Below are 23,119 nucleotides of genomic sequence, written 5' to 3'. Positions count from 1 at the left end.
TTGAGCGGCTCATTGGACCTGTTCGAAACGTCGGAAACGGACGCACAGGCCCCGCGTCTGGGCGACGGCCTGTGCTGGCCCGAGGTGCGCGGCTGGCTGCAGACCCACCCCCAGACCCTGCTGGACGACCGATCCCTGCTGGAAGAGATCGGCCTGCGCCCGCACGGCCGCAATGTGGTGGAGTTCGGGGCCGCCGCCCTGACCCGGCTGGAAGCCGTGGCCAAGCGCGAAGCCGGCGCCCGGCGCGAGATCGAGACGATCGCCCGCGCCAACTTCGCCGCCCAGACCCAGACCCATGTGGCGACCCTGGACCTGATGGAGGCGCGCAACCCTTCCGACCTGGCCCGTCGGCTGGACGCGGCCGCCCAGGGGCGTTTCGGCCTCAGCGGCGGCGCCATCGCCCTGGAGAAGCCCGGCGGCGTGCCTTTCGGCTGGCGCGCGCTGGAGCCGGGCGCGGTCGACGGCCTGTTGGGCGAGCATGGCCTGACCTGGCTGGGGCCGGCGTTCGCGGGACTGGACCTGTTCGGGGCCGTCGAGGCCGAGGTGCGGTCCTTCGCCCTGATCCGCATGGCCCCGCATCTGACGCCGGGCGAACCGCCCCGCCCCAGCCTGTGCGCCTTCGGCTCGCCCGATCCTGAGGGTTTCACCCCCACCATGGGCTGCGAACTGGCCGCCTTCCTGGCCCGCGTGGTCGAGCGGATGGCCGAACGATGGCCCGTCCTGAACTAAAGTCCCCCGCGCTGACGGCGTCGGACGCCCTGCGCGCCTGGCTGGACCATCTGGCGCACGAACGCCGCCTGTCGCCGCGCACCCTGGAAGCCTATGGCCACATCGGCCGGCTCTATCTCGCCTTTCTGGAGCGGCATCGCGGCGAGGCCCTGTCCCTGGCCGATCTCGGCGCGGTGACGGCGGCCGAGGTCCGCGCCCATATGGCTGATCGACGCGGCGGCGATCACCCGCTGGCCGCCCGCTCCCTCAGCCAGAGCCTGTCGGCCATCCGGGGCTTTCACGCCTTTCTGGACCGGCGACTGGACACGCCCGCGCCCCAGCTGGCCCTGGTGCGCGGCCCTCGGATCAAACCGTCCCTGCCGCGCCCGGTCACGGAGGATCAGGCGCGCGGCCTGCTGGCCGAACCGGACGCCGACCCCGACGCCGACCCGTGGGAGGCGGCCCGTGACCGCGCCGTCCTGACCCTGCTCTACGGCTGCGGCCTGCGGATTTCGGAGGCCCTGTCCCTGACGCGCGCCGACGCGCCGCTGGGCGAGACGCTGCGGATCGTCGGCAAGGGGGCGAAGACCCGGATCGTTCCGGTCCTGCCCGCCGTGCGCCAGGCGACGGACGCCTATCTGGCGCTCCAGCCGTTTCCGCTCCAGCCCGCCGAGGCCCTGTTCCGCGCCCGGCGCGGCGGACCCTTGAGCCCCCGTCACGTCCAGGCGGCGGTCCAGCGGCTGCGCGGACGCCTCGGCCTGCCCGAACGGACGACGCCCCACGCCCTGCGCCACAGTTTCGCGACCCATCTGCTGGGCGCCGGCGCGGACCTGCGCGCGATCCAGGAACTGCTGGGCCACGCCAGCCTGTCGACGACCCAGAAATACACGGGCGTGGACGCCGAACGGCTGCTGAACGCCTATGCCGCGGCCCATCCGCGCGCCTGATCAAGGGCGATGACGGCGCCTTCAAAGCCGCCTATCCTGAGGACAGACGCCGGTTCGCGGCGCGCGAGGAGACCAGGCGGTTGCGGCCTTCCCTTATCGGCTCCGGCTCCGGCTGGCGCGCCGCGATCCCGTCGCGGCGCGACGCCCTGGCCCTGACGGCCGCCCTGCCCCTTGGCGCGTGGTTCCTGACCGCTTCGCCCGCCGCCGCCCAGACCCAGGCCGAAGCGACGACCCCTGCGCCCGAGACGCTTCGGCTGTTTCGCAATCTCCTGACCCGCATGGGGGTGGGCGTGCGCCTGAACGGCGGGCCGGAGCGGACCTTCATCATCGACACCGGGGCCGAACGCAGCGCCGTCTCGCGCGAACTGGCCCTGGCCCTGGGCCTGCCCCCCGGTCCCGACGTGATGGTTCACGGCGTCACCGCCGCCGAGGCCACGCCTACGGTCCATGTAGAGGCCGTCGAGGTCGGCCGACGCCGCTTTCCGGCTCTGGAGCTGCCGGTCTTCCCCCGCCAGGCCCTGGGCGCGGACGGCCTGTTGGGCCTGGATCTGCTGTCGCGGTTTCGTCTGGTGCTGGACGTGCAGGCGCGGCGCGCCCTTCTGACCCGGCCGGGCGAGGGCGTCTCGGTGGGCGGGGCCGGAGAGATCGGCGCACGTCGCCAGGCGGACCTCGTCGTCTCGGGGCGGCGCGGTCCCTCCGGCCAGCTGATCCTGGGTCGTCTTGTGGTCGACGGCGTCGAGACCAGCGCCTTCATCGACAGCGGCGCCCAGTATTCGATCGGCAACCTGGCCCTCATGCGGGCGGCCCGGATCGCGCCCGAGACCGATCCCGGGCCGCCCGACCCGGATGGAGGGCATCGTGGGCGGCGCCGTTTCGGTTCAGACCGGCGGGGTCCGCGACCTGAAGATCGCCGGCCGGACGCTTGGCCCCACGCCCCTGCTGTTTGCCGACCTGCACGCCTTTCACCTGCTGAACCTGATCGAGGAGCCGGCCCTGCTGCTGGGTGGAGACCTCCTGACGCGGTTCAGCCATGTGATCCTGGACTATGGCCGGGGGCGGGTCGCCTTCGGCGGACTGCTGCGCCGGGCCTGATTCACCGCATCGCAGCGCCGTGGTCGCCGAATCCAGCGGGGGCGTCCCAGGGATTTCAGCCGCTTGGCGCGACCCAGCTGCAATCGATGTGGCGCCCCTTTCGCCCGGGTTACACTTCGCCCGTGTTACACTGGCCCCACCCGCGGACTCGACGGCGACGAAAGGCGCGAAATCGGACTGCTCGGACTCGTTGGACTCCTTTTTTGGCGTCCGATCCCGATCCTAGATCGCCTTAACCGCCCCGCCGTCCAGCCGGATCAGGGAGCCGGTGACATAGGCCGCCAGCGGACTGGCCAGGAAGGCGGCCGTGGCGCCGAATTCCTCCGGCGTCCCGATGCGGCCGACGGGGATGGACGTCACCGACGCGGCGCGCGCCTGTTCCGGCGTCACGCCCGTCCGCTCGGCCGCCGCCCGATCCAACCGGTCGATGCGCGGCGTGTCGATCCGCCCCGGCAGCAGGGTGTTGACCGTCACCCCGTCCGGCCCCACCTCGGTCGCCAGGGTCTTGGCCCAGGCCGCCACCGAGGCGCGCAGGGTGTTCGACACCCCCAGCGCCGCCGAAGGCTCGATCACGGTGACGGAGGCGACGTTCAGAATGCGGCCCCAGCCGGCCGCCCGCATGGCCGGCAGAACCCGATCCGTCAGCCGGAAGATCGACAGCACCATGGCCTCGAAATGATCGCGCCAGACCGACGGCTCCAGGTTCGACACGCCCGACGGCGGCGGCCCGCCGGTGTTGTTCAGCAGGATCTCGATGGATCCGCCCAACAGGGCCTCGGCCGTATCCACGGCCCGCAGCAGGGCTTGGTGATCCGCCAGATCGGCCGTCGCCACGACCGCCCGGCCGGGTCCTGCGGCATTCAACTGGTCCGCGACGGCCTGAAGCGCCTCGGCGTTGCGCGACAGCAGGGCGACATGGGCGCCCTCGGCCGCCAGGGCCGTCGCCACCGCCCGGCCCAGCCCCGACGAGCCGCCGCAGATCAGGGCGCGCTTGCCCGTCAGTTCCAGGTCCATGTGGGGATCTCCTCGGTCTGTCCAGGTCCGCATATCGACCGTCGGGCCGCCCGACGCAACGCGGCGTTAACCAAGGCGGCGCACCTTCCCCCGGCGCGGCCCGTCTCGGCCGTTTGGCAGGCTTGCGGGAGGGCCGGCCCATGTCGACCAAGATGACCTCGAGCGTGCGTCGCCACAGCGACCATTTCGAGCCGCAGGACACCGATCCTCAGGAACAGCGCCGCCTGCGCGGCCAGCTGGAGCAGATCGACTACGCCGCCTATGTCGCCAACAAGGAGGTGATCGGCCAGACGTTGACCGGCGTGGACGCCGCCTCGCTTCAGAAGCTGGCGGTCCTGACCGCGACCGCGCGGGCCAAGTGGGTCGCCGAATCCCTGCGCCTGGCCCACTCCGGATCGGCCGTGACGCCCGACCAGGTGGCCCGCCTGACCTCGGCCCGCACCGCCTATGACGAACTGGCCGAGGCCTACGAAGCTCTGCGCCGGATGGTGGAACGCGGCTACGTCGCGCTGAAATAGGGCGCTGGGGCGGGGTCAGTTCAGGCGCATCCGCACCCGGTCGAAGCTGGCGGCGCGCCGGGCGGCTGCGGCGCCGTCCAGTCCGCGCGCTCGCGCCAGGGCGGCCAGGGCTCCGGCCAGGGCGCCCTGTTTCTCGCGGGCCGAGGCGACGTCCAGCCAGGGGCGGTGATCCTCGGGGTCCAGAAGGGCGCGGCGCAAGGCGGAACGTTCGGCCGCCTCATAGTCGTGGCGGGCCAGGGCGCGGCTGAACAACACGTTCTGCAGGCGGATCAGGGCCTGGCGGTCGCTGACGGGCGCCATCAGCAGGTCCAGCCGATCCGCCACCTGGGGCGTCAGGCCGGCGCGCAGAGCCCGTCGGGTCAGTTCGCTGGGCATGACCAGCCGACCGTGGCTGAAAGGGTCCAGGGCGACCGGCCCTTCCGCCGTCTCGACCCGCACCAGGAAATGGCCGGGGAAGTCGACGCCCGCCGCCTTGATCCCGGCGGCCGCCGCCGCGTGCAGATAGAAGACCGCCAGGGCGGCCGACAGGCCGCGCCGCCGCTCGGCCACGTCGATGACGTCGGTGTTGGCCGTCAGGTCGTGGGTCAGAAGGTCGCCGTTCAGTCGGAAGTCGGCGGCCATGGTCTCGGACAGGGCGTCGTCCGGCGCTTCGCCGCCGATCCGCTCCTTGAGACGCTGGCCGGCGCCGCAGGCCAGGGCGCGCACGGGTTCGGGATCGCGGAAGGGGCGGTCGTGAACGGCGCAGGCGATCGCGGCCTCCAGCAGGGGGAAGCCCGCCTCGCCGGCCTCGCCGGCGGCCGTCAGGACGGCTTCGGCCTCATCCCGGTTCATGGCGTTCCTTCAGTCGCCGCGTTCGACGCCGCGAAGATGACGCGGAAACCGGCCGGGGGCCAGCGCCACCATATCGATTCTCAGATCCAGGGCCTGAAGGGCGGGGCGTTTGCGGCGGATGGCCTGACCCGCGGCGACCAGCCGGTCGTACTGGGCGGGCTTCAGGGCCAGGCGTGCGGCGTCCAGGGTCATGCGGCGCTTGACCTCGACCACGGCCAGGACGCGCCCGCGTCGGGCCAGAAGGTCGATCTCGCCCGCCCGGTCCTTCAGCCGGAACCCCAGGATCCGATAGCCCTTGGCCATCAGAAGCGCGGCGGCGATCCATTCGGCGGCGTGGCCGCGGCGGAAGGCCGCCCCGCCCTTGGCCTGACGCCAGGCCGCCTTGGGGCGCGGCGCCGGGGCCGGGCGGGGAAGGCGGGGCGGCTTCATCTGCCCTGCAGGGCCAGGGCGCGCCGATACAAGGTCTTGCGGTTCAGACCCAGGGTCCTGGCCACCTCGGCGGCGGCCTCTCCGGTCGGCAGCCGGGTCAGGGCCTCGGCCAGGGCGGCGTCCGCCTGGGCCTCGGTGGCCTGTTCGACGTCGCCGGGACCGATCACCACCACGATCTCGCCCTTGGGGGCGTCCAGGCGCGGATCGGTCGCCAGGACGTCCAGCGGGCCGCGCACGCATTCCTCGTAAAGCTTGGTCAGTTCGCGCGCCACGGCGGCCGGGCGGGGGCCCAGGACGGCGGCCATGTCGGCCAGGCTGTCCTTCAGGCGCGGGCCGCTCTCGAAGAACACCAGGGTCTGGCGCGGACCCCTCAGCGCTTCCAGGGCGGCGCGACGCCCGGTGGTCTTGGGCGGCAGGAAGCCGGCGAACAGCACCCGGTCGGCGGGCAGGCCGGCGATGCACAGGGCCGCCAGCAGGCTGGAGGCGCCGGGGATCGGGTGGACCGGCAGCCCTTCGGCGATGACGGCGCGGGCCACGACGAAGCCCGGATCGCTGACCAGGGGCGTGCCGGCGTCCGACACCAGGGCCACCACCTGGCCCTCGCGCAGGCGCTCGACGGCCAGATCGGCGGCGCGGACCGAGGCGTGGTCGTCGCAGCGTTCCAGCCGCGCCTTCAGCCCATAGGCCGTCAGCAGCTTGGCCGTGACGCGCGTGTCTTCGGCCAGCACCAGGTCGGCGGCGGCCAGCACATCCAGCGCCCTCAGGGTGATGTCCCTCAGATTGCCGATGGGGGTGGCGACCAGATACAGGCCCGGCTCCACCCGGCGGGGCGGGGGGGCGGTCAGGGGGAGGGGCTGGGGCGCGGTGTCCAAGCGGGGATCAGCGCTCGACGGTCGAGGCGGCCGGGGGACGCGGGGCCGAGGTCAGGCCCGACCCCCGGAACGCCGGGCCGGCGTCATAGGCGGCGAAGGTGGCGGCCGTGATGATCTCGCTGACTGAGGCGCTCAGGGACACGATCTGCACTGGCTTCTCCAGCCCGACCAGCAGGGGGCCGATCACGGTCGCGCCGCCCAGGGCCTGAACCAGCTTGGTCGAAATGGCGGCCGAATGGATGGCGGGCATGACCAGGGTGTTGGCCGGCTTGGTCAGGCGGTTGAAAGCGTAGGCGGGATGGCCCTGGGGGTCCAGGGCGACCTCGGGCGGCATTTCGCCCTCGTATTCGAAATCGACGCCCTTCTTGTCCAGGATGCGGATGGCCTCGCGCACCTTTTCGGCGCGGTCGCCGGGCGGGTTGCCGAAGGTGGAATAGCTGAGGAAGCCCACGCGCGGATTGCGGCCCAGCTTTCTGACCGTTTCGGCGGCCTTGATGGCGATGTCGGCCAACTCCTCGGCGTTCGGCAGTTCGTGAATTGTGGTGTCGGCCACGAACAGGGTGCGGCCTTTGGCCAGCAGGATCGACAGGCCGATCAGGGTGTCGTCCACGTCCAGAACGCGCTGAACCTCCTTCAACGCCATGTTGAAGTTGCGGGTCACGCCGGCGACCATGCCGTCGGCCCGGCCCTTGGCGACCAGGGTGGCGGCGAAATAGTTGCGGTCCTGATTGATCATCCGCTGGACGTCGCGGCGCAGATAGCCCCGCCGCTGAAGCTTCTGATACAGCCAGTCGGTGTCCTCGACATTGTGGCTGGAGACGCGGGCGTTGGTGATCTCGATGCCCAGATCGTCGAAGTTCAGACCTGCTTCGGCGGCGTTCTGGCGGATCAGATCCTCGCGGCCGACCAGGACGGGCGTGCCCAGGCCCGCCTGTTTGAAGCCCCAGGCGGCGCGGATGACGGCGGTCTCCTCGCCCTCGGCGAAGACGATCCGCTTGTCCGGCCCGCCGCGCACGGCCGAGTTGATCTTCTGCATCAGGGCGGCCGACGGATCGACACGCGAGCGCAGGGCGTTGCGATAGGCGTCCATGTCCTCGATCTGGACGCGCGCCACGCCCGTATCCATCGCCGCCTGGGCGATGAAGGGCGGGATGTACCAGATCAGGCGCGGATCGAACGGCGTCGGGATGATGTAGTCAGGGCCGAACTTCAGCTTGCGCCCGCGATAGGCGGCGGCCACCTCGTCCGGCACGTCCTCGCGCGCCAGGGCCGCCAGGGCCTGGGCGCAGGCCACCTTCATCTCGTGGTTCACCCGGCGCGCGCGTACGTCCAGCGCGCCCCGGAACAGATAGGGGAAGGCCAGGACGTTGTTGACCTGGTTCACATAGTCCGAGCGGCCGGTGGCGATGATGGCGTCGGATCGCACCGACTGCACGTCCTCGGGCGTGATCTCCGGGTCGGGGTTGGCCATGGCGAAGATGATCGGATTGGGCGCCATGGAGGCGACCATCTCCTTGGTGATGGCGCCCTTGGCGGACAGGCCCAGAACCACGTCGGCGCCGACCATGGCCTCGGCCAGGGTGCGGAACGGGGTGTCGGTCGCATGGGCGGCCTTCCACTGGTCCATGCCGAACTCGCGGCCCTTGTAGACGACGCCGTCGCGGTCGCAGATCACGGTGTTCTCGGCCCTGACGCCCGCAGCCTTCATCAGGGCGATGGAGGACAGGCCCGCCGCGCCGGCGCCGGCCAGCACCACCTTGACCTCGTCCAGCTTCTTGCCGGCGACGTGGACCGCATTGATCAGGCCGGCGGTGGAGATGATGGCCGTGCCGTGCTGGTCGTCGTGGAAGACGGGGATGTCTAGCAGGTCCTGCAACTCGCTTTCGATGACGAAGCATTCCGGGGACTTGATGTCCTCCAGATTGACGCCGCCCCAGGTGTCGCCGATGTTCTTGACGACTGTGATGAACTCCTGCGGATCGGTGGTCTTCACCTCCACGTCGAAGCTGTCGACGTCGGCGAACCGCTTGAACAGGACGGACTTGCCCTCCATCACCGGCTTGGAGGCCATGTGGCCCAGATTGCCCAGCCCCAGGATGGCCGTGCCGTTGGAGATGACGGCGACCATATTGCCCTTGGCCGTATAGTCGTAGGCCGCGTCCGCGTCCTTGGCGATGGCCAGGACCGGCACTGCGACCCCCGGCGAATAGGCCAGCGACAGGTCGCGCTGGGTCGCCATCGGCTTGGTCGGGCTCATGGAGATCTTGCCCGGGGTGCCCAGGCGGTGGAAATCCAGCGCTTCCTGGTCGGAGAAGGTCTGTTTTTCGGTCTGGTCGGGCATGGGGCAGGCGTTTCCGGCGCGTCGTCTGTGGACTGTCCCCTCGTTCCTAGTGCGGGCCGCCGCGCGGGACAACCGCACAGCCGCCCGGCGTTGCGCGGCGCCGCGACGGCGGTTGAAGGCGCGCGGACGGTGCGGGTCGTGTGGAAAGGGTGATCGCGCCGGACCGGATCGTGCGGCTTTTCGCCCAAACCGGGCGCCAAGGACCGAGCGCCAAGCCTAGAAGAGCAGCACGCCCGTGCGTTCTATCTCGACCGGGCCGGTCATCAGGACATGGTCGGTTTCGGCGTCCCAGTCGATGACCATTTCGCCGCCGTCGACGATCACGGCCGCCTTGCGGTCGGCCAGGCCGCGCCGGGCCGCCGCGACCAGGGCGGCGCAGGCGCCGGTGCCGCAGGCCCTGGTCAGGCCGGCGCCCCGCTCCCAGACCCGCAGACGGATGCGGTCGCGCCCCTGCACGTCGGCGAAGCCCACGTTCACCCCTTCGGGAAACAGCGGATGATGTTCGATCAGCGATCCCGAGCCGGAGACGAAGCCGTCGTCCTGACGGTCGGTGAAGAAGACGACGTGCGGATTGCCCATGGAGACGGCGCCGGGCGTATGCAGCACCGGCGCGTCGATGGGGCCGACCTGCAGTTCGATCCCGCGCGTGTCCATCGCTTCGGACAGGGGCACCTGGGTCCAGTCCAGGCGCGGCCGGCCCATGTCCACGGTGACGCGGCGGTCGCCCGCGCGGGTCGCCGTCGTCGGGCCCGCGGCCGTGTCGATGACGACCCGATCCGACCCCGCCGCCTCCATCAACAGCCAGCCGACGCAGCGCAGGGCGTTGCCGCAGGTCTGGACCATGGAGCCGTCGGCGTTCCACACACGCATGAAGGCGTCGGCCGTGCCGGACGGCTCTATGGCGATCAACTGGTCGAAGCCTTCGCCGCCGGCGCGGTCGCCCAGCGCCCGGACCTGATCCTCGGTCGGGCGGAACGGGCGCTCCAGCGCATTGACGACGACGAAGTCGTTGCCGGCGCCGTTCATCTTGACGAAGGGCCTTTCGGCGGCGGTGTGGCTCATGGTTCGCCATATAGGGGCGATCCGGGCCGGTGGAAATCGTCCCGCTTTCGTCGCGTTGGCGGAACCTGTTGGACAGGTCGGGCGTCAGGCTGTTGATTGAGGGGGTGCGAAGCGATCCGGAACGCCGGACGAAGGGGGCGCGTGACCAAGGACAGGATGGACGATCCGCCCAGGGCCACAGGCGACGACGGCCTGCGTCTGCGCGCGCGGGTGCGTTATCTCTATCACGGCTCCCAACCGCCGGCGGTGCGGTTCCGCCTGGCCGTGATCGGGGTGGACCTGGTCATCATCGCCTTCTTCCTGGCCGCGCCGATCCTGCGCAACATGGGCTGGGCCTTCTATGTCATCGACTATCTGATCGCGGTGGTCCTGGCGGTCGATCTGGCGGCGCGGGCCTATGCCTATGCCGACATCCGGGACTGGCTGAAGCGGCCTATCGTCTGGGTCGATCTGTTCGTCCTGGCGACCCTGCTGTTCCCAGCCTGGCTGTTCAACCTGGGCTTCCTGCGGATGCTCAGGCTTTGGACCCTGCTGAACTCGGACTTCTTCTGGCGGACGGTAGGCCGGAAGTTCGACGACACGCGGGTCGAGGGGGTCGTGCGCGCCCTGGCCAACCTTGTGACCTTCGTCTTCGTGGCGACGGGCTTCGTCTATGCGACGTTCCGGGGCGCGCCGGGCGTCGGCGGCTATGTGGATGCGCTGTATTTCACCGTGGCGACCCTGACCACGACGGGGTTCGGCGACGTGACCCTGCCCGGCGCCTGGGGCAAGCTGTTGTCCATCGCCATCATGCTGACGGGCATCACCCTGTTCCTGCGGCTGGCCCAGGCCCTGATCCGGCCGTCCAAGATTAGCTTTCCGTGTGATCGCTGCGGGCTGCACAAGCACGATCCGGACGCCGTCCACTGCAAGGCCTGCGGCAATCTGCTGTGCATTCCGGATGAAGGTCTGTAGGGCCGATCATGACAAAGCCGTAAGGTGGCCGGCGCCTCGCTTGCCGTGCGGGGCCGCGTCGTTAAGGTGCGCCGACTTCATCCGACCGGGGGCCTTAATGATCCGCACGTCCGTCGCCGCCCTTGCGGCCCTTCTCGCCTCCACCAGCCTGACACCGAGCGCCATGGCCCAGACGACTTCCGCTGCTTCTTCGGGCGCCGTCCCAGCCGCCGCCACTGTCGCGCAGGCCGGCGGATTCGCCGCCAGCCCCGAGACCGATCCCTACCTGTGGCTGGAAGAGGTCGACGGCGCGCGGGCGATGGAATGGGTCCACGCCCAGAACGCCCGCACCCTTAGCATCCTTCAGGGCGACCCGCGCTATGCGACCCTGCATCAGGAGGCGCTGGACATCGTCCAGTCGCGCGACCGCATCCCGTCGCCCGGCTTCACCCATGACGGCCATATCGACAACTTCTGGCAGGACGCCCAGCATGTGCGCGGCGTCTGGCGGCGGACAACCCTGGACAGCTATCGCACCGCGACGCCGCAATGGGAGACCATTCTGGATGTCGACGCCCTGGCGGCGGCCGAGGACGCCAACTGGGTTTACAAGGGTTCGACCTGCCTGCCGCCCGAAGAACGCTACTGCCTGATCAGCCTGTCGAACGGCGGCAAGGACGCCGTCACCCTGCGCGAGTTCGACAGCGTCGAGCGCAAGTTCGTCGAGGGCGGCGTCGTCCTGCCCGAATCCAAGGGCGGCGCGTCCTGGATCGACAAGGATACGCTGCTGGTCTCGCGCGACTTCGGCCCCGGCACCCTGACCGACTCGGGCTATCCGATGGTGGTCAAGCGGATGAAGCGCGGCCAGACCCTGGAGCAGGCCGAGACCCTGTTCACCGGCCAGCCGACCGACGTGTCCGTGTCCGGCTATACGCTGCGCGACGCCGACGGGGCGGTGAAGGCGGTGCTGATCAACCGGGCCGTCGACTTCTATTCGTCCGAGACCTGGCGCGTGACCGACGACGGCGCCCTGATCCAACTGCCGCTGCCGGCCAAGTCCGACATCGCCGGCCTGGTGGACGGGCGGCTGCTGGTCACGCTGAAGCAGGACTGGACCGCGCCGTCGGGCCAGACCTTCCAGACCGGCGACCTGATCGCCTGGCCGCTGGAGGCGTGGCTGGCCGACGCCAGGACCCTGGCCCAGCTGGTTCTGCGCCCGACCGAGCGTCAGGCCATCGAGGGTATGAACGTCACCCGCAATCGTCTGGTGGTGGCCCTTTACGACAATGTGCGCGGTTCGGTCCGCGTCTACACGCCGGGCGAGGGCGCGTGGGCCTATACGACCCTGGACTTGCCGCAGAACGTCTCGGTCGGCGTCGGTTCGGCCTCGGAGAAGGACGACAAGGTCTTTGTCAGCGTCACCGGCTATCTGAATCCGTCCAGCCTGTGGCTGGCCGATGCCGCGACCGGCGTGGTCGATCAGGTCAAGTCCATGCCCGCCAAGTTCGACGCGACCGGCATGAAGGTCGATCAGTTCCAGGCGCGTTCGGCCGACGGAACGATGATCCCCTATTTCGTGGTGCATAAGGCGGACATGCCGCTGGACGGGTCGAACCCTACGGTCCTCTATGGCTATGGCGGGTTCGAAAGCTCGCTGCTGCCCGGTTATTCGGCGACGGTCGGCAAGCTGTGGCTGGAGCGAGGCGGCGTGTATGTGATCGCCAATACGCGCGGCGGGGGCGAGTTCGGCCCGCGCTGGCACGAGGCGGCCCTGCAACAGAACCGCCAGCGCGCGCACGAGGACTTTCAGGCGGTGGCGCTGGACCTGATCGCCCGCGACATCACCAGTCAGCCGAAACTCGGCATCATGGGCGGCTCGCAGGGCGGGCTGTTCATGGGAGCGATGCTGACCCAGCGTCCGGACCTGATCAACGCCGCCGTCATCCAGGTGCCCCTGTTCGACATGCTGCGCTTCCACAAGCTGTTGGCGGGCGCCTCATGGATCGGCGAATACGGCAACCCGGACATCCCCGAACAGCGCGCCTGGATCGAGCAGTATTCGCCCTATCAGAACCTGCGCGCGGGCCAGCCCTATCCGGAAGTCTTCATCCACACCTCGACTAAGGACGACCGCGTCCATCCGGGCCATGCACGCAAGGCGGCGGCGCGTCTGGAGGAACTGGGCTATCCGGTGCTGTTCTACGAGAACACCGATGGCGGCCACGCGGCCGGCGCCAATCTGCAGGAGACGGCCCGCCGCCTGGCGCTGGAATACACCTATCTGTCGCGTCGCCTGATGGACACGCCGGCGCAGCAGTAAGTCCGATCCTCCCCCGTGAGCGCTTGCGAACGGGGGAGGGGGACCACGAAGTGGCGGAGGGGGCGACCCCTGGCGCCCTGTCTGGTTCCGCCCCCTCCACCGCCTGACGGCGGTTCCCCTCCCCCCGCGATGCGGGGGAGGATCAGATTTGCGGAGTGTTTAAGCCATGCGTCACCTGATCCTGTCCGCCGCCATTCCGGCCCTTCTGCTGGCCGCCTGCGCGAGTACGCCGGTCGCCAGAGGTGTTGACGAAATCGTCATGACGACCAACGACAGCCCTCCGCCTCACTTCCCTCGCGACCTGACGCCCGCCGGCGTCGCGGCGGCGGACGATCATCTGGCGCTGGAGCAGGTGGACGGGGCCGCGGCCATGGCCTTCGTCGCCGAGGAGAACAGGAAATCCCTCGCCGTCCTGACCGGCGATCCGCGCTACGAGACCTTCCGCGCCGAGGCCCAGGCGATCCTGACCGCGACGGACCGCATCCCCAGCCCGTCCTTCCTGGGCGACGGGATCGGCAACTTCTGGCAGGACGCGACCAATCCCAAGGGCGTCTGGCGTCGCACGACGCTGGACAGCTATCGCGCCGCGGCGCCGCAGTGGGAGACGCTGCTGGACCTCGACGCCCTGTCCAAGGCCGAAGGCAAGGACTGGGTGTTCAAGGGCGCCGACTGCCTGGCGCCCGACGATGCGCGCTGCCTGATCATGCTGTCCGACGGCGGCAAGGACGCGGTGGTGGTTCGCGAGTTCGACATCCCGACCAAACGGTTCGTGGACGGGGGCTTCAACCTGCCCGAGGGCAAGCACCGCATCGAATGGCTGGACCGCGACACCCTTCTGGTCGCCACGGACTTCGGCACAGAGAACGGCAAGCCGACGATGACCGAGTCCGGCTATCCCTTCATCGTCAAAGCGCTGAAGCGCGGCCAGACCCTGGCCCAGGCGACCGAGGTTTATCGCGGCGAGCAGTCGGACGGCGGCTATGGCGTCAGCCCGGCCGTCTATCGTGACAGGGCCGGCAAGGTCACGGCCGTTATCATCACCCGCCCGCTGGACACCTTCCGGTCGGAGACGTGGCGGCTTCTGGATGGCCGAACCTACAAACTAAGGATTCCCGAGAGGGTGAGCATCTACGGCGTGCTCGACGGCATGCTGGTGTTCACACCCGAGGAAGTCTTCGACAAGCAACTTCTAGGGTATGGCGGCGGTCCCGCCGGTGCGCTGATGGCTATGGCGCTAGACAGTTTACATGACCGCCCCGACGGTTCGCGTTCAGGGCCGAGTTATCAAGATACGCAGATATTCGTTCCGACACCCCGCCAATCCATTGCGGACGTCCGGGTGCTTTCCGATCGGATCGTCGTCGCCATCAACGACAACGTCAGCGGCCGACTCTCGATCTTCGCCCCAAGGGGCGAGTTCCCTTGGACCGTGCAGTCCATCGAAGTGCCGGCCAACCTCGCCGTCGGTTTGGGCGATTTCTCCAAGTCGCGGGGCGAGGTCTTCGTCTCGACCCAAGGCTTCCTCGTGCCGCCAACCCTCAGCCTGGCCGATGCGAACGCCGCGACCTTGACGCCGCTGAAATCCGCCCCGGCCAAGTTCGACGCTTCGCGCGACGTGACCGAACAATATGAGGCGACCTCGGCCGACGGGACGAAGATTCCCTACTTCATCACCCGCCCGCGCGACATGAAGCTGGACGGATCGAACCCGACCATCATGCTGGGCTATGGCGGTTTTCAGGTCAGCCTGAACCCGGCCTACAAGCCCGAGATGGGCAAGCTGTGGCTGGAGCGGGGCGGCGTCTTCGTGCAGGCCAATATCCGGGGCGGCGGCGAGTTTGGTCCCGACTGGCACCAGGCGGCGCTGGACGGAAACCGCCAGAAAGCCTTCGACGACTTCGCCGCCGTGGCGCGCGACCTTGAACAGCGCGGGATCACCAGCCCGCGTCGCCTCGGCATCTACGGCCGCTCGAACGGCGGGGTTCTGACCTCGGTGTCGATCACCCAGCATCCGGAACTGTTCAACGCGGCGGTGATCGAAAGCCCGCTGGTGGACATGCTGCGCTATCACGAGTTGCCGGCCGGCGCCTCGTGGATCGGCGAATACGGCGACCCGCGCATCCCGGAAGAAGCCGAGTGGATCGCGAAATATTCCGCCTATCAGCAGCTCCGTCCGGGCCAGCCCTATCCGCGCGTCTATCTGACCACCAATACCCGCGACGACCGCGTCCACCCCGGCCATGCCCGCAAGTTCGCCGCCCGTCTGGGCGACCTGGGCTATGACCACCTCTATTACGAGGACACGGCGGGCGGTCACTCCAACGACGCCGATCCGGTGGCCAACGCCCGTCGCTGGGCCCGCCATTATGTCTATCTGTCGCAACAGCTGATGGACTGAGGCGGTCATCGGTTCACGGACTTCTTATGACCGCCGCCGTCCGGCGCGGAGGCTAAGAACGAGGGCATGAAACGCAAGGCTTGGATCCTCGCGGCGGCGGTGACGGCGTGCGCCTTCGCCTCGGCGGCCGTCACGGCCCAGCCGACGAACGGGCGTTCGTCCCATGCCCCGCGCCGCGTGGCCCAGTCGGCGCCGGCCACCCCGGTGGTGGTGGAGCTTTTCACGGCCCAGGGCTGCGCCGCCTGTGTCGAGGCCAATGCGGTGGTCGAGCGCGCGACGGCCGAGCCGGGCGTGGTCGCCCTGACCTATGGCGTCGATTACTGGGACTATCTGGGCTGGACCGACACCTTCGCCCGGCCCGAATTCTCGGCGCGTCAGAGGGCCTATCGCGCAGCCCTGCGGCTGCGCGGCGTCTCGACGCCCGAGGTGGTGATCGACGGCCGCCGCCAGGTTTCGGGCGCGCGCGGCGCCGAGCTGGAGGCCGCCATAGGCGAGGAGGCCGTCCGCCACGTTTGGCCCCCGCAGATCGAGTTCCGGGAGACCGGCGACCGCGTCGGCGTCGGCTCGGGCCGCCCGCCGCCCGGCGGCGCCGAGGTTCTGGCCGTCATCTATACCCCCGGCCCCCAGGTGGTTCAGGTCCGCGCCGGCGAGAACCGTGGCCAGGCCGTGCGCCACGTCAATGTCGTGCGCGACGTGGTCCGTCTGGGCGAATGGCGCGGCCGTCCGGTCCTGTTCGACCTGCCCCCGGCGACCGAAGGTCAGGGCGTCGTGGTCCTGATCCAGGCCAAAGGCGACCGCCACATCATCGGGGCCAAGGTCCGGAAATAGACCGGCGTTACGCCCCAGCCTTTTTTGCAAAGCCCCAGGCGGCGTCGCTGAGGGGACCGACCTGGGCGGCCATGGTCCTGGCGTGGGCGCTGGCGGCGGTGCCGTCGCGGACGCGGCCGGCGATGCCTTGGCAGATGGCGGCCAGGCGGAACAGGTTGTAGGCGTAGAGCCAGTCCAGATTGTCGGGCCGCATGCCGGTCGCGGCGGCGTATCGCTCCATCGTCTCCTCGACCGAGGGAATACCCAGGGCCTTCAGGTCCGCGCCGGCCAAGCCGTTGCGCAGGCTGGCGGGAATGGCCCAGGCGATCAGCAGATAGGAAAAGTCCGCCATCGGATCGCCCAGGGTCGACAGCTCCCAGTCCAGCACGGCCCGGACATGCGCCCCATCGTCGTTTTTGGCGTGCGCCAAGATCATATTGTCCAGGCGGAAGTCGCCGTGGACGATGCGGCTGGGCCCCTCGGGCGGCAAACTGTCGGGCAGGAAGGCGATGAGCCGGTCCATGGCGGGCACGGGCTCGGTCTCGGACGCGCGATACTGTTTGGTCCAGCGCCCGACCTGGCGAGCGAAATAGTTTCCGGCCTTGCCATAGTCGCCCAGGCCGACCGCGACGGGGTCGAAGGCGTGCAGCCGAGCCAGCGTATCCGTCTGGGCCTCATAGATCGCGCGGCGTTCGGCCGGAGCCAGGCCGGGCAATTTCAGGTCCCAGAAGATGCGCCCCTCGACCCGTTCCATAACATAGAAGATCGAGCCGATGACGGCCTCGTCCGTGCACAGGGCATAGGGCCGCGCGACCGGAAAACTCTGGGCGTGCAGCGCCGAGACGACCTGAAATTCGCGGTCCACGGCATGGGCGCTGGGCAGCAGGACGCCCGGCGGCTTTCGGCGCAGCACATAGGCCGCGCCCGGCGTGGTCAGGGCGTAGGTCGGATTGGACTGGCCGCCCTTGAACTGTCTGATGGTCAGCGGCCCGGCGTAGCCCGCCACACGAGCCTGCATCCAGCGGTCCAGCGCGGTTTCGTCCAGGCGATGGCGGGGATCGACCTCGCGCGTGCCGGAAAAGGCGTCTTGAGCGTCCATCGGGGTGTCTGGCTGGGCCTCCAGCGGGTTTTCGGTCATGGGCGGTCCCGTCGTTTCCTTCAGCCGCCCGGCTCTTGCGCCCGGTCCGGCGCGGCGATGATGGCGGCCTTCACCGCCCGACGCCAGCCGGAAAGCAGTCGTTCTCGTTCCGCGGCCGCCATGCGCGGCTTCCAGCAGGCCGGAGCCTCGGTCGGGCGCGCCTCAAGATCGGCCAGCAGACCCGCGCCCAGGGCCGCCAGGCGCGCCGCGCCCAGGGCCGTCATCTCCTGAAACGCCGGACGCTCCACCTCCACCTCGCAGATGTCGGCGACGAACTGCATGGCGAAGCTGTTGGCGGTGACGCCGCCGTCCACCTTCAACGTCTTCAGCGGCGGGGCGCCGTCGGCGGCTAAAGCGTCCAGCAGGTCGCGCGTCTGATAGGCCAGGGCCTCCAACGCCGCACGGACGAAATGGGCCGGGCCGGAATCCCGGGTCAGGCCCACGACCGTCCCGCGCGCTTCGGGCTCCCACCACGGCGCGCCCAGGCCGGTGAAGCCCGGCACCAGATAGACGCCGCCGTTGTCCGTCAAGCCCTGGGCCATCGCCTCCGACTGGCGCGATTCCGAGATCATCTTCGCCCCGTCGCGCAGCCACTGAATGGCCGATCCGGCCGAGAAGATCGATCCCTCCAGGGCGTAGGCCGTCCGTCTTTCCGCCTGATAGGCCAGGGCGCCCAACAGACGCCGGGTCGAGGCGACGGGGGCGGCCCCGACATTGGCCATCAGAAAGGCGCCGGTGCCATAGGTGATCTTGGCGTCGCCGGGGTTCAGGGCGCCGTGACCGATCAGGGCCGCCTGCTGGTCGCCCGCCGATCCGGCGATGGGCAGGGCGCGCCCGAACAGGGCGGGATCGGTGTTGCCCATGACCCCGGCGCAGGGGCGGATCCCGGGCAGGGCGGCGCGCGGCACGTCGAACAGGGCGCACAGGTCGTCGCGCCATTCGACCGTTCTCAGGTCCATCAAGGCGGTGCGCGAGGCGTTGGAGGCGTCGGTGACGTGGCTTTCGCCGCCGGTCAGCTTCCAGATCAGCCAGCTGTCGATGGTGCCCAGCCGGACCTCGCCCCGCACCGCCCTCTCTCGCGCGCCCGGCACGGCGTCCAGCAGCCAGGCGAACTTTGTGGCCGAGAAATAGGGGTCCAGGATCAGGCCGGTGGCCGCCTGGACCGCCGGCTCACGCCCCTCGGCGATCAGCCGCGTGGTCAGGTCGGCCGTGCGTCGGTCCTGCCAGACGATGGCGCGGTGAAGAGGCTCGCCCGTCACGGCGTCCCACAGAACGGCGGTCTCGCGCTGGTTGGTCAGGCCGACGGCGGCGAAGCGGGCGACCCCGCCGGCCTTGCGCACCACCTCGCGGCAGGTCTGGAGGGTCGCGGTCCAGATTTCGGCGGCGTCATGTTCGACCCAGCCCGAGCGGGGGAAGTGCTGGCCCAGTTCGATCTGACTGACCGCGACGGGGCTCAATGTCTTATCGCGCACCTCGAAGGCGATGGCGCGTGTGGAGGTGGTGCCCTGGTCGATGGCGAGGATCAGGCTCATGCGGTTCGCTCCCGGTCGGCGTTCGACGTCTTGGGCGTCGTGTGCGGTTCAGGCTAAAGGGAGCATATGACGAACCCCCTGCCCAGCTACGAAGGCGTCCTGGACGCCGCCCGCCGCATCGAAGGCGTCGCCGTGCGCACGCCGCTGTTGGAAAGTCCCGCCCTGAACGCCGTCGTGGGCGGTCGGGTGCTGATGAAGGCGGAAAGCCTGCAGCGCGCCGGGGCCTTCAAGTTTCGCGGCGCCTATAACCGAGTCTGTCGACTGGACGATGACGAGCGGCGTCGCGGCGTGGTCGCCTTTTCGTCCGGCAATCACGCGCAAGGGGTGGCCGCGGCCGCCGCCCTGGCCGGGACGCCCGCGATCATCGTCATGCCGTCGGACTCGCCCCGGGTGAAGGTAGAGGGGGTGTTCGGCTTCGGCGGAGAGGTGCGGACCTACGACCGCTGGACCGAGAGCCGGGAGGCCATCGGCGCCGCCATCGCCGCCGAACGCGGCGCGGTTCTCGTGCCGCCGTTCGACGACCCCTTCGTCATCGAAGGGCAGGGGACCACGGCGCTGGAGATGCTGGACCAGGCCGATGCGCCGCTCGATCAGCTTTTGTGCGGCGCCTCGGGCGGAGGGCTGATCGCCGGAATAAATCTGGTTCTGGCTGAACGTTCGCCCGAAACAAGGGTCATGGTGGTGGAGCCCGAGGGGTTCGACGACACGGCGCGGTCTCTGGCGGCCGGCGAACGGGTCGGTCATCCGCAAGGGTCGCCCTCGATCTGCGACGCCCTGATGGCCCCCATGCCCGGGGAACTGACCTGGCCGATCAACCGGCGGCTGGCCTGCGCCCTGACCGTGTCGGACGCCGAGGTGGCCGAGGCGATGCGTTTCGCCTTTCGACATCTGAAACTGGTGGTGGAGCCGGGCGGCGCCGTGTCCCTGGCCGCGCTCCTGGCCGGCAAGGTCGAGGCGCGCGACCGGACGACGGGAATCGTTCTGTCCGGCGGCAATGTCGATCCCACGCTCTACGCCGAGATTATCGAGGGGCGTTTCAAGGGATAGGGCTTTTCAGGTCGCCGCGGCTCGGACAAGCTCGCCTTCAAACAAAACCGGGAGGACAGGATGACCGCCGTCAGCGCGCTGCAGGGATTGATCGGCCAGGAGGTCGGCGTCTCCCGATGGATCGAGGTGACGCAGGCCCGCATCGACGCCTTCGCCGACTGCACCGAAGATCACCAGTTCATCCACGTCGATCCCGAGGCCGCCAGGGCCACGCCCTTCGGCGGCACGATCGCTCACGGTTTTCTGACCCTCAGCCTGGCCTCGGCCATGAGCTACGACGCCGTGGCGCCGCTGGACGGGGTCACGATGGGGGTGAACTACGGCTTCGACAGGTTGCGTTTCCTGGCGCCGGTTCCCGCCGGAGCCCGCGTCCGCGGCCGGTTCAAGCTGTTGTCGGCCGAAGACAAGGGCGCCGGCCGTTGGCTGTTGAAGCACGAACTGACGGTCGAGATCGAAGGGGGAGACAAGCCGGCCCTGATCGCCGAATGGCTGGGCATGCAGATGGTGGCGCCCTAGGCCCGTTCCAACCGTCGCCTAGTCGGTTGCGCGGCGACGGCCTGAGATTGCGGCCTGAACAGGGTTAAAGCCGGGACCTAGCCGCCGATGCGTGCAAATTTACCTGTATCATCAAGGCCACGGTACATGTTTTCGCGCCCTTTTGCGCCGCGTTTCCGCCTCGACCTTCCAAGGCAACGCTGATAAGAGCCGAAACAGGCGGTGGAATCCGCCCTACATCAACAGGCGGAGGGCTAACCCCTATGCGTATGAAGAGTATCGTGCTGGCCTCCAGCGCAGCGGCCGCCCTGGCCCTGTCCGCTGGTGCGGCGTCGGCGGAACCGAACGGCTGGTACGGCGCGGTCGACGCCGGTTATCAGTGGATCGACAAGATCAACGCCGAGTCGTCGACGACGGGCGCCAACTGGAACTGGGAAGTGAACGACGGTTGGGCCGCGTTTGCGCGCCTGGGCTATCGCTTCAACCCGAACTGGCGCGTCGAACTGGAAGGCGGCTATCGCTCGGGCGACATCGGCACCGTGCGCGCCGTTTCGGGCACGCAGGGCCTGTGCAACCTGACGCCGGCCACCGGCGGCTGCTTCTCGCCCGAAGGCGACATCGAATCGGCCACCCTGATGGCGAACGTCATCTATGACTTCGGTTACGAAGCCTGGGGCGTGCGTCCGTTCGTCGGCCTGGGCGCCGGCGTGAACCGCGTGAAGGTCGATACGGTCGGCGCGCTCCGCGCCAACCGCGGCGCCAGCTTCGCTGCGGACGACACCTCGACCAAGTTCGCCGCTCAGGCGATCGCCGGTCTGGCCTGGGCGATCGGCGACCGCGCCAACATCGACCTGACCTATCGCTATCTGACGGGCGACGCCTCGTGGGATTCGAGCACGGTCGGCACGGGCGCCGGCGCGACCAGCTTCGGCACCTGGGACGGCGACTACGATCAGTCGCACACCGTGACCCTGGGTCTGCGCTACAGCTTCGGCGCCGAAGAGGCCCCGCCGCCTCCGCCCCCGCCGCCTCCCCCGCCGCCTCCGCCGCCCCCGCCGCCGCCTCCCCCGCCGCCGCCGGTGGTGCAGAAGCCGGCCGCGCGTCAGTTCGTGGTCTATTTCGACTGGGATCGTTCGGACCTGACGGCGGAAGCCCGCTCGGTCGTGACCCAGGCCGCCAACTACGCCAAGTCGGGCAGCCCAACCCGCGTGCTGATCGTCGGCTACACCGACACCTCGGGTTCGGCCGCCTATAACCTGGGCCTGTCCAACCGTCGCGCCCGCACCGTGGCCGACGCCCTGGTCGCCCAAGGCGTCAACGGCGGCGTCATCGCCCTGGACGGCAAGGGCGAGACCAACCTGGCCAAGCCGACCGCCGACGGCGTGCGCGAACCGCTCAACCGTCGCGCGACCGTCGACATCAACTTCTAAGACCCCAACGACATCCGGCCCGGAGCCCTTCCGGGCCGGACATCCAAACGGGACCAAGAAGGTCGATAAGATCAACCGCCGCTTCCGGTCCGGAAGCGGCGGTTTTTCTATGATCGGCCGATGTCAGTTCGACTGAGGCGAGGTCTGCGAAGAGCCGTCAGAGACCAAGGCCGGCGGATGACGCAGCAGAGCCTCGCCGATTCCGATCATCAGCATGGCTGTCACGATGGCGAAACCGATGGCTATGCCTGCCAGTTTCAAGCCCTCGGTGATTTCGCGGTGTTCTGACGTCATGACCTGAGCGTTCTGTCCGACCTATCGGAATCACGAGGGCGAGCCGAACGCAACTCACGGAACGGTGTGACGACGATCGCTGTAGGCATGGAAAAGGGCGACGCCGAGCGCCGCCCTTCCACCCTGGAAGCCCTTGCCGATCGTCAGCCGGTGAACGGCCGGATCAGGATTTCCACGCGCCGGTTCTGAGCCTTGCCTTCCGGCGTGGCGTTGGAGGCGATCGGGTTGCGCGCGCTTTCTCCGGCGACATAGATCCGCTGGGCCAGGACGCCGCGACGCACCAGTTCCGACGCCACGCTGCTGGCCCGGCGCTCCGACAGCGGCTGGTTGATCGCGTCGCCGCCCGAGGAGTCCGTGTGGCCGATCACGTCGATGGTGGATTGATCGTACTGCTGCAGCACCTGGGCCACATCGTCGAGCACAGGCATGAAGCGTGGATCGACCGAGGACTGGTTGGTGGCGAAGGTAACGTCGGAGGGCATGCGCAGGATCAGACTGTCGCCCTGGCGCGCCACGCCGACGCCGCTGCCCGACAGCTGGGATTCCAGCGCGCGCTGCTGGTTGTCCATGTAACGGCCGACGGAGGCGCCGCCCAGAGCGCCGATGCCGGCGCCGATCAGGGCGTTCTTGCGCCCCTGTTCGCCGTTGGACGTGTTGGTCAGATAGCCCAGCAGGGCGCCGCCCAGGGCGCCGGCGATGGCGCCCGTGCCGGTGTTGTTGCGCTGGGGGGCGGAGCGATACGGGTCGGTCGTGGTGCAGGCGGCGGCGCCCAGCAGGGCGGCGATGGAGACGCCGGCGACGAAGATCTTGGCGCGCATGATGGTATCCTTCTTGGTTTTTCAGTCTGGCGCGGAAAACGCAGCCCTACTGTCTAGGTTCCAAGCTGTACCGTTGCTGAACAAGGCCGTGTC

At 69.3% G+C, this 23,119-nt stretch carries 21 protein-coding genes; 11 read left to right on the top strand and 10 right to left on the bottom strand.

What is annotated here, in order from left to right; translation table 11 throughout:
• Positions 1-12: 12 nt before the first annotated feature.
• The 3 genes from QE389_RS10380 to QE389_RS10370 all read left to right on the top strand — a co-directional run bounded on the left by QE389_RS10380 (position 13) and on the right by QE389_RS10370 (position 2,983).
• Positions 13-729, top strand: coding sequence for a DUF484 family protein (locus QE389_RS10380; protein ID WP_307369040.1), 717 nt, complete (start codon positions 13-15; stop codon positions 727-729).
• The gene (locus tag QE389_RS10375; protein ID WP_307366992.1) at positions 711-1,655 is read left to right on the top strand and encodes a tyrosine recombinase XerC; all 945 of its coding nucleotides are present in this window, start codon (positions 711-713) and stop codon (positions 1,653-1,655) included. Before QE389_RS10380 ends, QE389_RS10375 begins: the two co-directional genes overlap by 19 nt.
• Positions 1,656-1,735: 80 nt before the next feature.
• Positions 1,736-2,983 (top strand): retropepsin-like aspartic protease, encoded by a 1,248-nt coding sequence (locus tag QE389_RS10370; RefSeq protein ID WP_307366989.1) that lies wholly within the window; start codon positions 1,736-1,738, stop codon positions 2,981-2,983.
• Here QE389_RS10370 and QE389_RS10365 read toward each other — a convergent pair.
• On the bottom strand, positions 2,970-3,761 hold the full coding sequence (locus QE389_RS10365; RefSeq protein WP_307366987.1) for an SDR family oxidoreductase: 792 nt from the start codon (positions 3,759-3,761) through the stop codon (positions 2,970-2,972). The genes QE389_RS10370 and QE389_RS10365 overlap by 14 nt on opposite strands.
• 140 nt (positions 3,762-3,901) lie before the next feature.
• Between QE389_RS10365 and QE389_RS10360 the strand changes: the two genes are divergently transcribed.
• Entirely contained in the window at positions 3,902-4,279 is a 378-nt protein-coding gene (locus tag QE389_RS10360) for a hypothetical protein (protein ID WP_307366985.1), read from the top strand.
• 15 nt (positions 4,280-4,294) lie between these two features.
• Here QE389_RS10360 and QE389_RS10355 read toward each other — a convergent pair whose 3' ends face one another.
• The 5 genes from QE389_RS10355 to dapF all read right to left on the bottom strand — a co-directional run bounded on the left by QE389_RS10355 (position 4,295) and on the right by dapF (position 9,814).
• On the bottom strand, positions 4,295-5,110 hold the full coding sequence (locus tag QE389_RS10355) for a transglutaminase family protein (protein WP_307366983.1): 816 nt from the start codon (positions 5,108-5,110) through the stop codon (positions 4,295-4,297).
• A 9-nt stretch (positions 5,111-5,119) separates the two neighbouring features.
• Positions 5,120-5,539 carry a YraN family protein gene (locus QE389_RS10350; RefSeq protein ID WP_307366982.1) on the bottom strand — a complete coding sequence of 140 codons (420 nt, stop codon included), beginning with the start codon at positions 5,537-5,539 and terminating at the stop codon, positions 5,120-5,122.
• Positions 5,536-6,411, bottom strand: a complete 876-nt coding sequence (rsmI, locus tag QE389_RS10345; protein WP_307366980.1) for a 16S rRNA (cytidine(1402)-2'-O)-methyltransferase — start codon at positions 6,409-6,411, stop codon at positions 5,536-5,538. Before rsmI ends, QE389_RS10350 begins: the two co-directional genes overlap by 4 nt.
• Before the next feature lie 7 nt (positions 6,412-6,418).
• Entirely contained in the window at positions 6,419-8,752 is a 2,334-nt protein-coding gene (locus QE389_RS10340) for an NADP-dependent malic enzyme (RefSeq protein WP_307366978.1), read from the bottom strand.
• 216 nt (positions 8,753-8,968) lie between these two features.
• Complete coding sequence (dapF, locus tag QE389_RS10335; RefSeq protein ID WP_307366976.1) at positions 8,969-9,814, bottom strand: diaminopimelate epimerase; 846 nt, start codon at positions 9,812-9,814, stop codon at positions 8,969-8,971.
• Positions 9,815-9,970: 156 nt separating this feature from the next.
• On the opposite strand from dapF, the gene QE389_RS10330 reads away from it, so the two are divergent.
• From QE389_RS10330 to QE389_RS10315, 4 genes are all read left to right on the top strand, one after another.
• Positions 9,971-10,768, top strand: coding sequence for a potassium channel family protein (locus tag QE389_RS10330; protein WP_307369038.1), 798 nt, complete (start codon positions 9,971-9,973; stop codon positions 10,766-10,768).
• A 97-nt stretch (positions 10,769-10,865) separates the two neighbouring features.
• The gene (locus QE389_RS10325) at positions 10,866-13,067 is read left to right on the top strand and encodes a prolyl oligopeptidase family protein (protein WP_307366974.1); all 2,202 of its coding nucleotides are present in this window, start codon (positions 10,866-10,868) and stop codon (positions 13,065-13,067) included.
• A 166-nt stretch (positions 13,068-13,233) separates the two neighbouring features.
• Positions 13,234-15,465, top strand: a complete 2,232-nt coding sequence (locus QE389_RS10320; protein ID WP_307366972.1) for a prolyl oligopeptidase family protein — start codon at positions 13,234-13,236, stop codon at positions 15,463-15,465.
• A 66-nt stretch (positions 15,466-15,531) separates the two neighbouring features.
• Positions 15,532-16,293, top strand: a complete 762-nt coding sequence (locus QE389_RS10315; RefSeq protein ID WP_307366970.1) for a thioredoxin family protein — start codon at positions 15,532-15,534, stop codon at positions 16,291-16,293.
• A 7-nt stretch (positions 16,294-16,300) separates the two neighbouring features.
• On the opposite strand, the gene QE389_RS10310 is transcribed toward QE389_RS10315, so the two are convergent.
• Both QE389_RS10310 and glpK read right to left on the bottom strand, forming a co-directional pair.
• Positions 16,301-17,410 (bottom strand): phosphotransferase family protein, encoded by a 1,110-nt coding sequence (locus QE389_RS10310; RefSeq protein ID WP_307366968.1) that lies wholly within the window; start codon positions 17,408-17,410, stop codon positions 16,301-16,303.
• A 20-nt stretch (positions 17,411-17,430) separates the two neighbouring features.
• A complete protein-coding gene (glpK, locus tag QE389_RS10305) occupies positions 17,431-18,942 on the bottom strand; it encodes a glycerol kinase GlpK (protein WP_307366966.1) in 1,512 nt (503 codons plus the stop codon).
• A 66-nt stretch (positions 18,943-19,008) separates the two neighbouring features.
• Here glpK and QE389_RS10300 point away from each other — a divergent pair, with 66 nt between their 5' ends.
• From QE389_RS10300 to QE389_RS10290, 3 genes are all read left to right on the top strand, one after another.
• Positions 19,009-19,989 (top strand): threonine/serine dehydratase, encoded by a 981-nt coding sequence (locus QE389_RS10300; RefSeq protein WP_307366965.1) that lies wholly within the window; start codon positions 19,009-19,011, stop codon positions 19,987-19,989.
• A 60-nt stretch (positions 19,990-20,049) separates the two neighbouring features.
• Complete coding sequence (locus QE389_RS10295) at positions 20,050-20,505, top strand: MaoC family dehydratase (RefSeq protein ID WP_307366963.1); 456 nt, start codon at positions 20,050-20,052, stop codon at positions 20,503-20,505.
• 248 nt (positions 20,506-20,753) lie between these two features.
• Positions 20,754-21,914 (top strand): OmpA family protein, encoded by a 1,161-nt coding sequence (locus tag QE389_RS10290; RefSeq protein ID WP_307369036.1) that lies wholly within the window; start codon positions 20,754-20,756, stop codon positions 21,912-21,914.
• A 123-nt stretch (positions 21,915-22,037) separates the two neighbouring features.
• Here QE389_RS10290 and QE389_RS10285 read toward each other — a convergent pair whose 3' ends face one another.
• Both QE389_RS10285 and QE389_RS10280 read right to left on the bottom strand, forming a co-directional pair.
• Entirely contained in the window at positions 22,038-22,208 is a 171-nt protein-coding gene (locus QE389_RS10285) for a hypothetical protein (protein ID WP_307366961.1), read from the bottom strand.
• Positions 22,209-22,351: 143 nt separating this feature from the next.
• Positions 22,352-23,026 (bottom strand): OmpA family protein, encoded by a 675-nt coding sequence (locus QE389_RS10280; RefSeq protein WP_307366960.1) that lies wholly within the window; start codon positions 23,024-23,026, stop codon positions 22,352-22,354.
• Positions 23,027-23,119 lie beyond the last annotated feature (93 nt).

The sequence above is a fragment of the Brevundimonas sp. SORGH_AS_0993 genome (assembly GCF_030818545.1).
Taxonomy (GTDB): domain Bacteria; phylum Pseudomonadota; class Alphaproteobacteria; order Caulobacterales; family Caulobacteraceae; genus Brevundimonas.
Note: the sequence above shows the minus strand (reverse complement) of the source record. Positions and strands in the feature narration are given on the sequence as shown.

Excerpts from the sequence above, each read along its gene's own strand:
- QE389_RS10375 (WP_307366992.1), top strand. The coding sequence starts at position 711 with ATGGCCCGTCCTGAACTAAAGTCCCCCGCGCTGACGGCGTCGGACGCC.
- QE389_RS10365 (WP_307366987.1), bottom strand. The coding sequence starts at position 3,761 with ATGGACCTGGAACTGACGGGCAAGCGCGCCCTGATCTGCGGCGGCTCG.
- QE389_RS10360 (WP_307366985.1), top strand. The coding sequence starts at position 3,902 with ATGTCGACCAAGATGACCTCGAGCGTGCGTCGCCACAGCGACCATTTC.
- QE389_RS10355 (WP_307366983.1), bottom strand. The coding sequence starts at position 5,110 with ATGAACCGGGATGAGGCCGAAGCCGTCCTGACGGCCGCCGGCGAGGCC.
- QE389_RS10350 (WP_307366982.1), bottom strand. The coding sequence starts at position 5,539 with ATGAAGCCGCCCCGCCTTCCCCGCCCGGCCCCGGCGCCGCGCCCCAAG.
- QE389_RS10340 (WP_307366978.1), bottom strand. The coding sequence starts at position 8,752 with ATGCCCGACCAGACCGAAAAACAGACCTTCTCCGACCAGGAAGCGCTG.
- dapF (WP_307366976.1), bottom strand. The coding sequence starts at position 9,814 with ATGAGCCACACCGCCGCCGAAAGGCCCTTCGTCAAGATGAACGGCGCC.
- QE389_RS10330 (WP_307369038.1), top strand. The coding sequence starts at position 9,971 with ATGGACGATCCGCCCAGGGCCACAGGCGACGACGGCCTGCGTCTGCGC.
- QE389_RS10325 (WP_307366974.1), top strand. The coding sequence starts at position 10,866 with ATGATCCGCACGTCCGTCGCCGCCCTTGCGGCCCTTCTCGCCTCCACC.
- QE389_RS10320 (WP_307366972.1), top strand. The coding sequence starts at position 13,234 with ATGCGTCACCTGATCCTGTCCGCCGCCATTCCGGCCCTTCTGCTGGCC.
- QE389_RS10315 (WP_307366970.1), top strand. The coding sequence starts at position 15,532 with ATGAAACGCAAGGCTTGGATCCTCGCGGCGGCGGTGACGGCGTGCGCC.
- QE389_RS10310 (WP_307366968.1), bottom strand. The coding sequence starts at position 17,410 with ATGACCGAAAACCCGCTGGAGGCCCAGCCAGACACCCCGATGGACGCT.
- glpK (WP_307366966.1), bottom strand. The coding sequence starts at position 18,942 with ATGAGCCTGATCCTCGCCATCGACCAGGGCACCACCTCCACACGCGCC.
- QE389_RS10300 (WP_307366965.1), top strand. The coding sequence starts at position 19,009 with ATGACGAACCCCCTGCCCAGCTACGAAGGCGTCCTGGACGCCGCCCGC.
- QE389_RS10295 (WP_307366963.1), top strand. The coding sequence starts at position 20,050 with ATGACCGCCGTCAGCGCGCTGCAGGGATTGATCGGCCAGGAGGTCGGC.
- QE389_RS10290 (WP_307369036.1), top strand. The coding sequence starts at position 20,754 with ATGAAGAGTATCGTGCTGGCCTCCAGCGCAGCGGCCGCCCTGGCCCTG.
- QE389_RS10285 (WP_307366961.1), bottom strand. The coding sequence starts at position 22,208 with ATGACGTCAGAACACCGCGAAATCACCGAGGGCTTGAAACTGGCAGGC.
- QE389_RS10280 (WP_307366960.1), bottom strand. The coding sequence starts at position 23,026 with ATGCGCGCCAAGATCTTCGTCGCCGGCGTCTCCATCGCCGCCCTGCTG.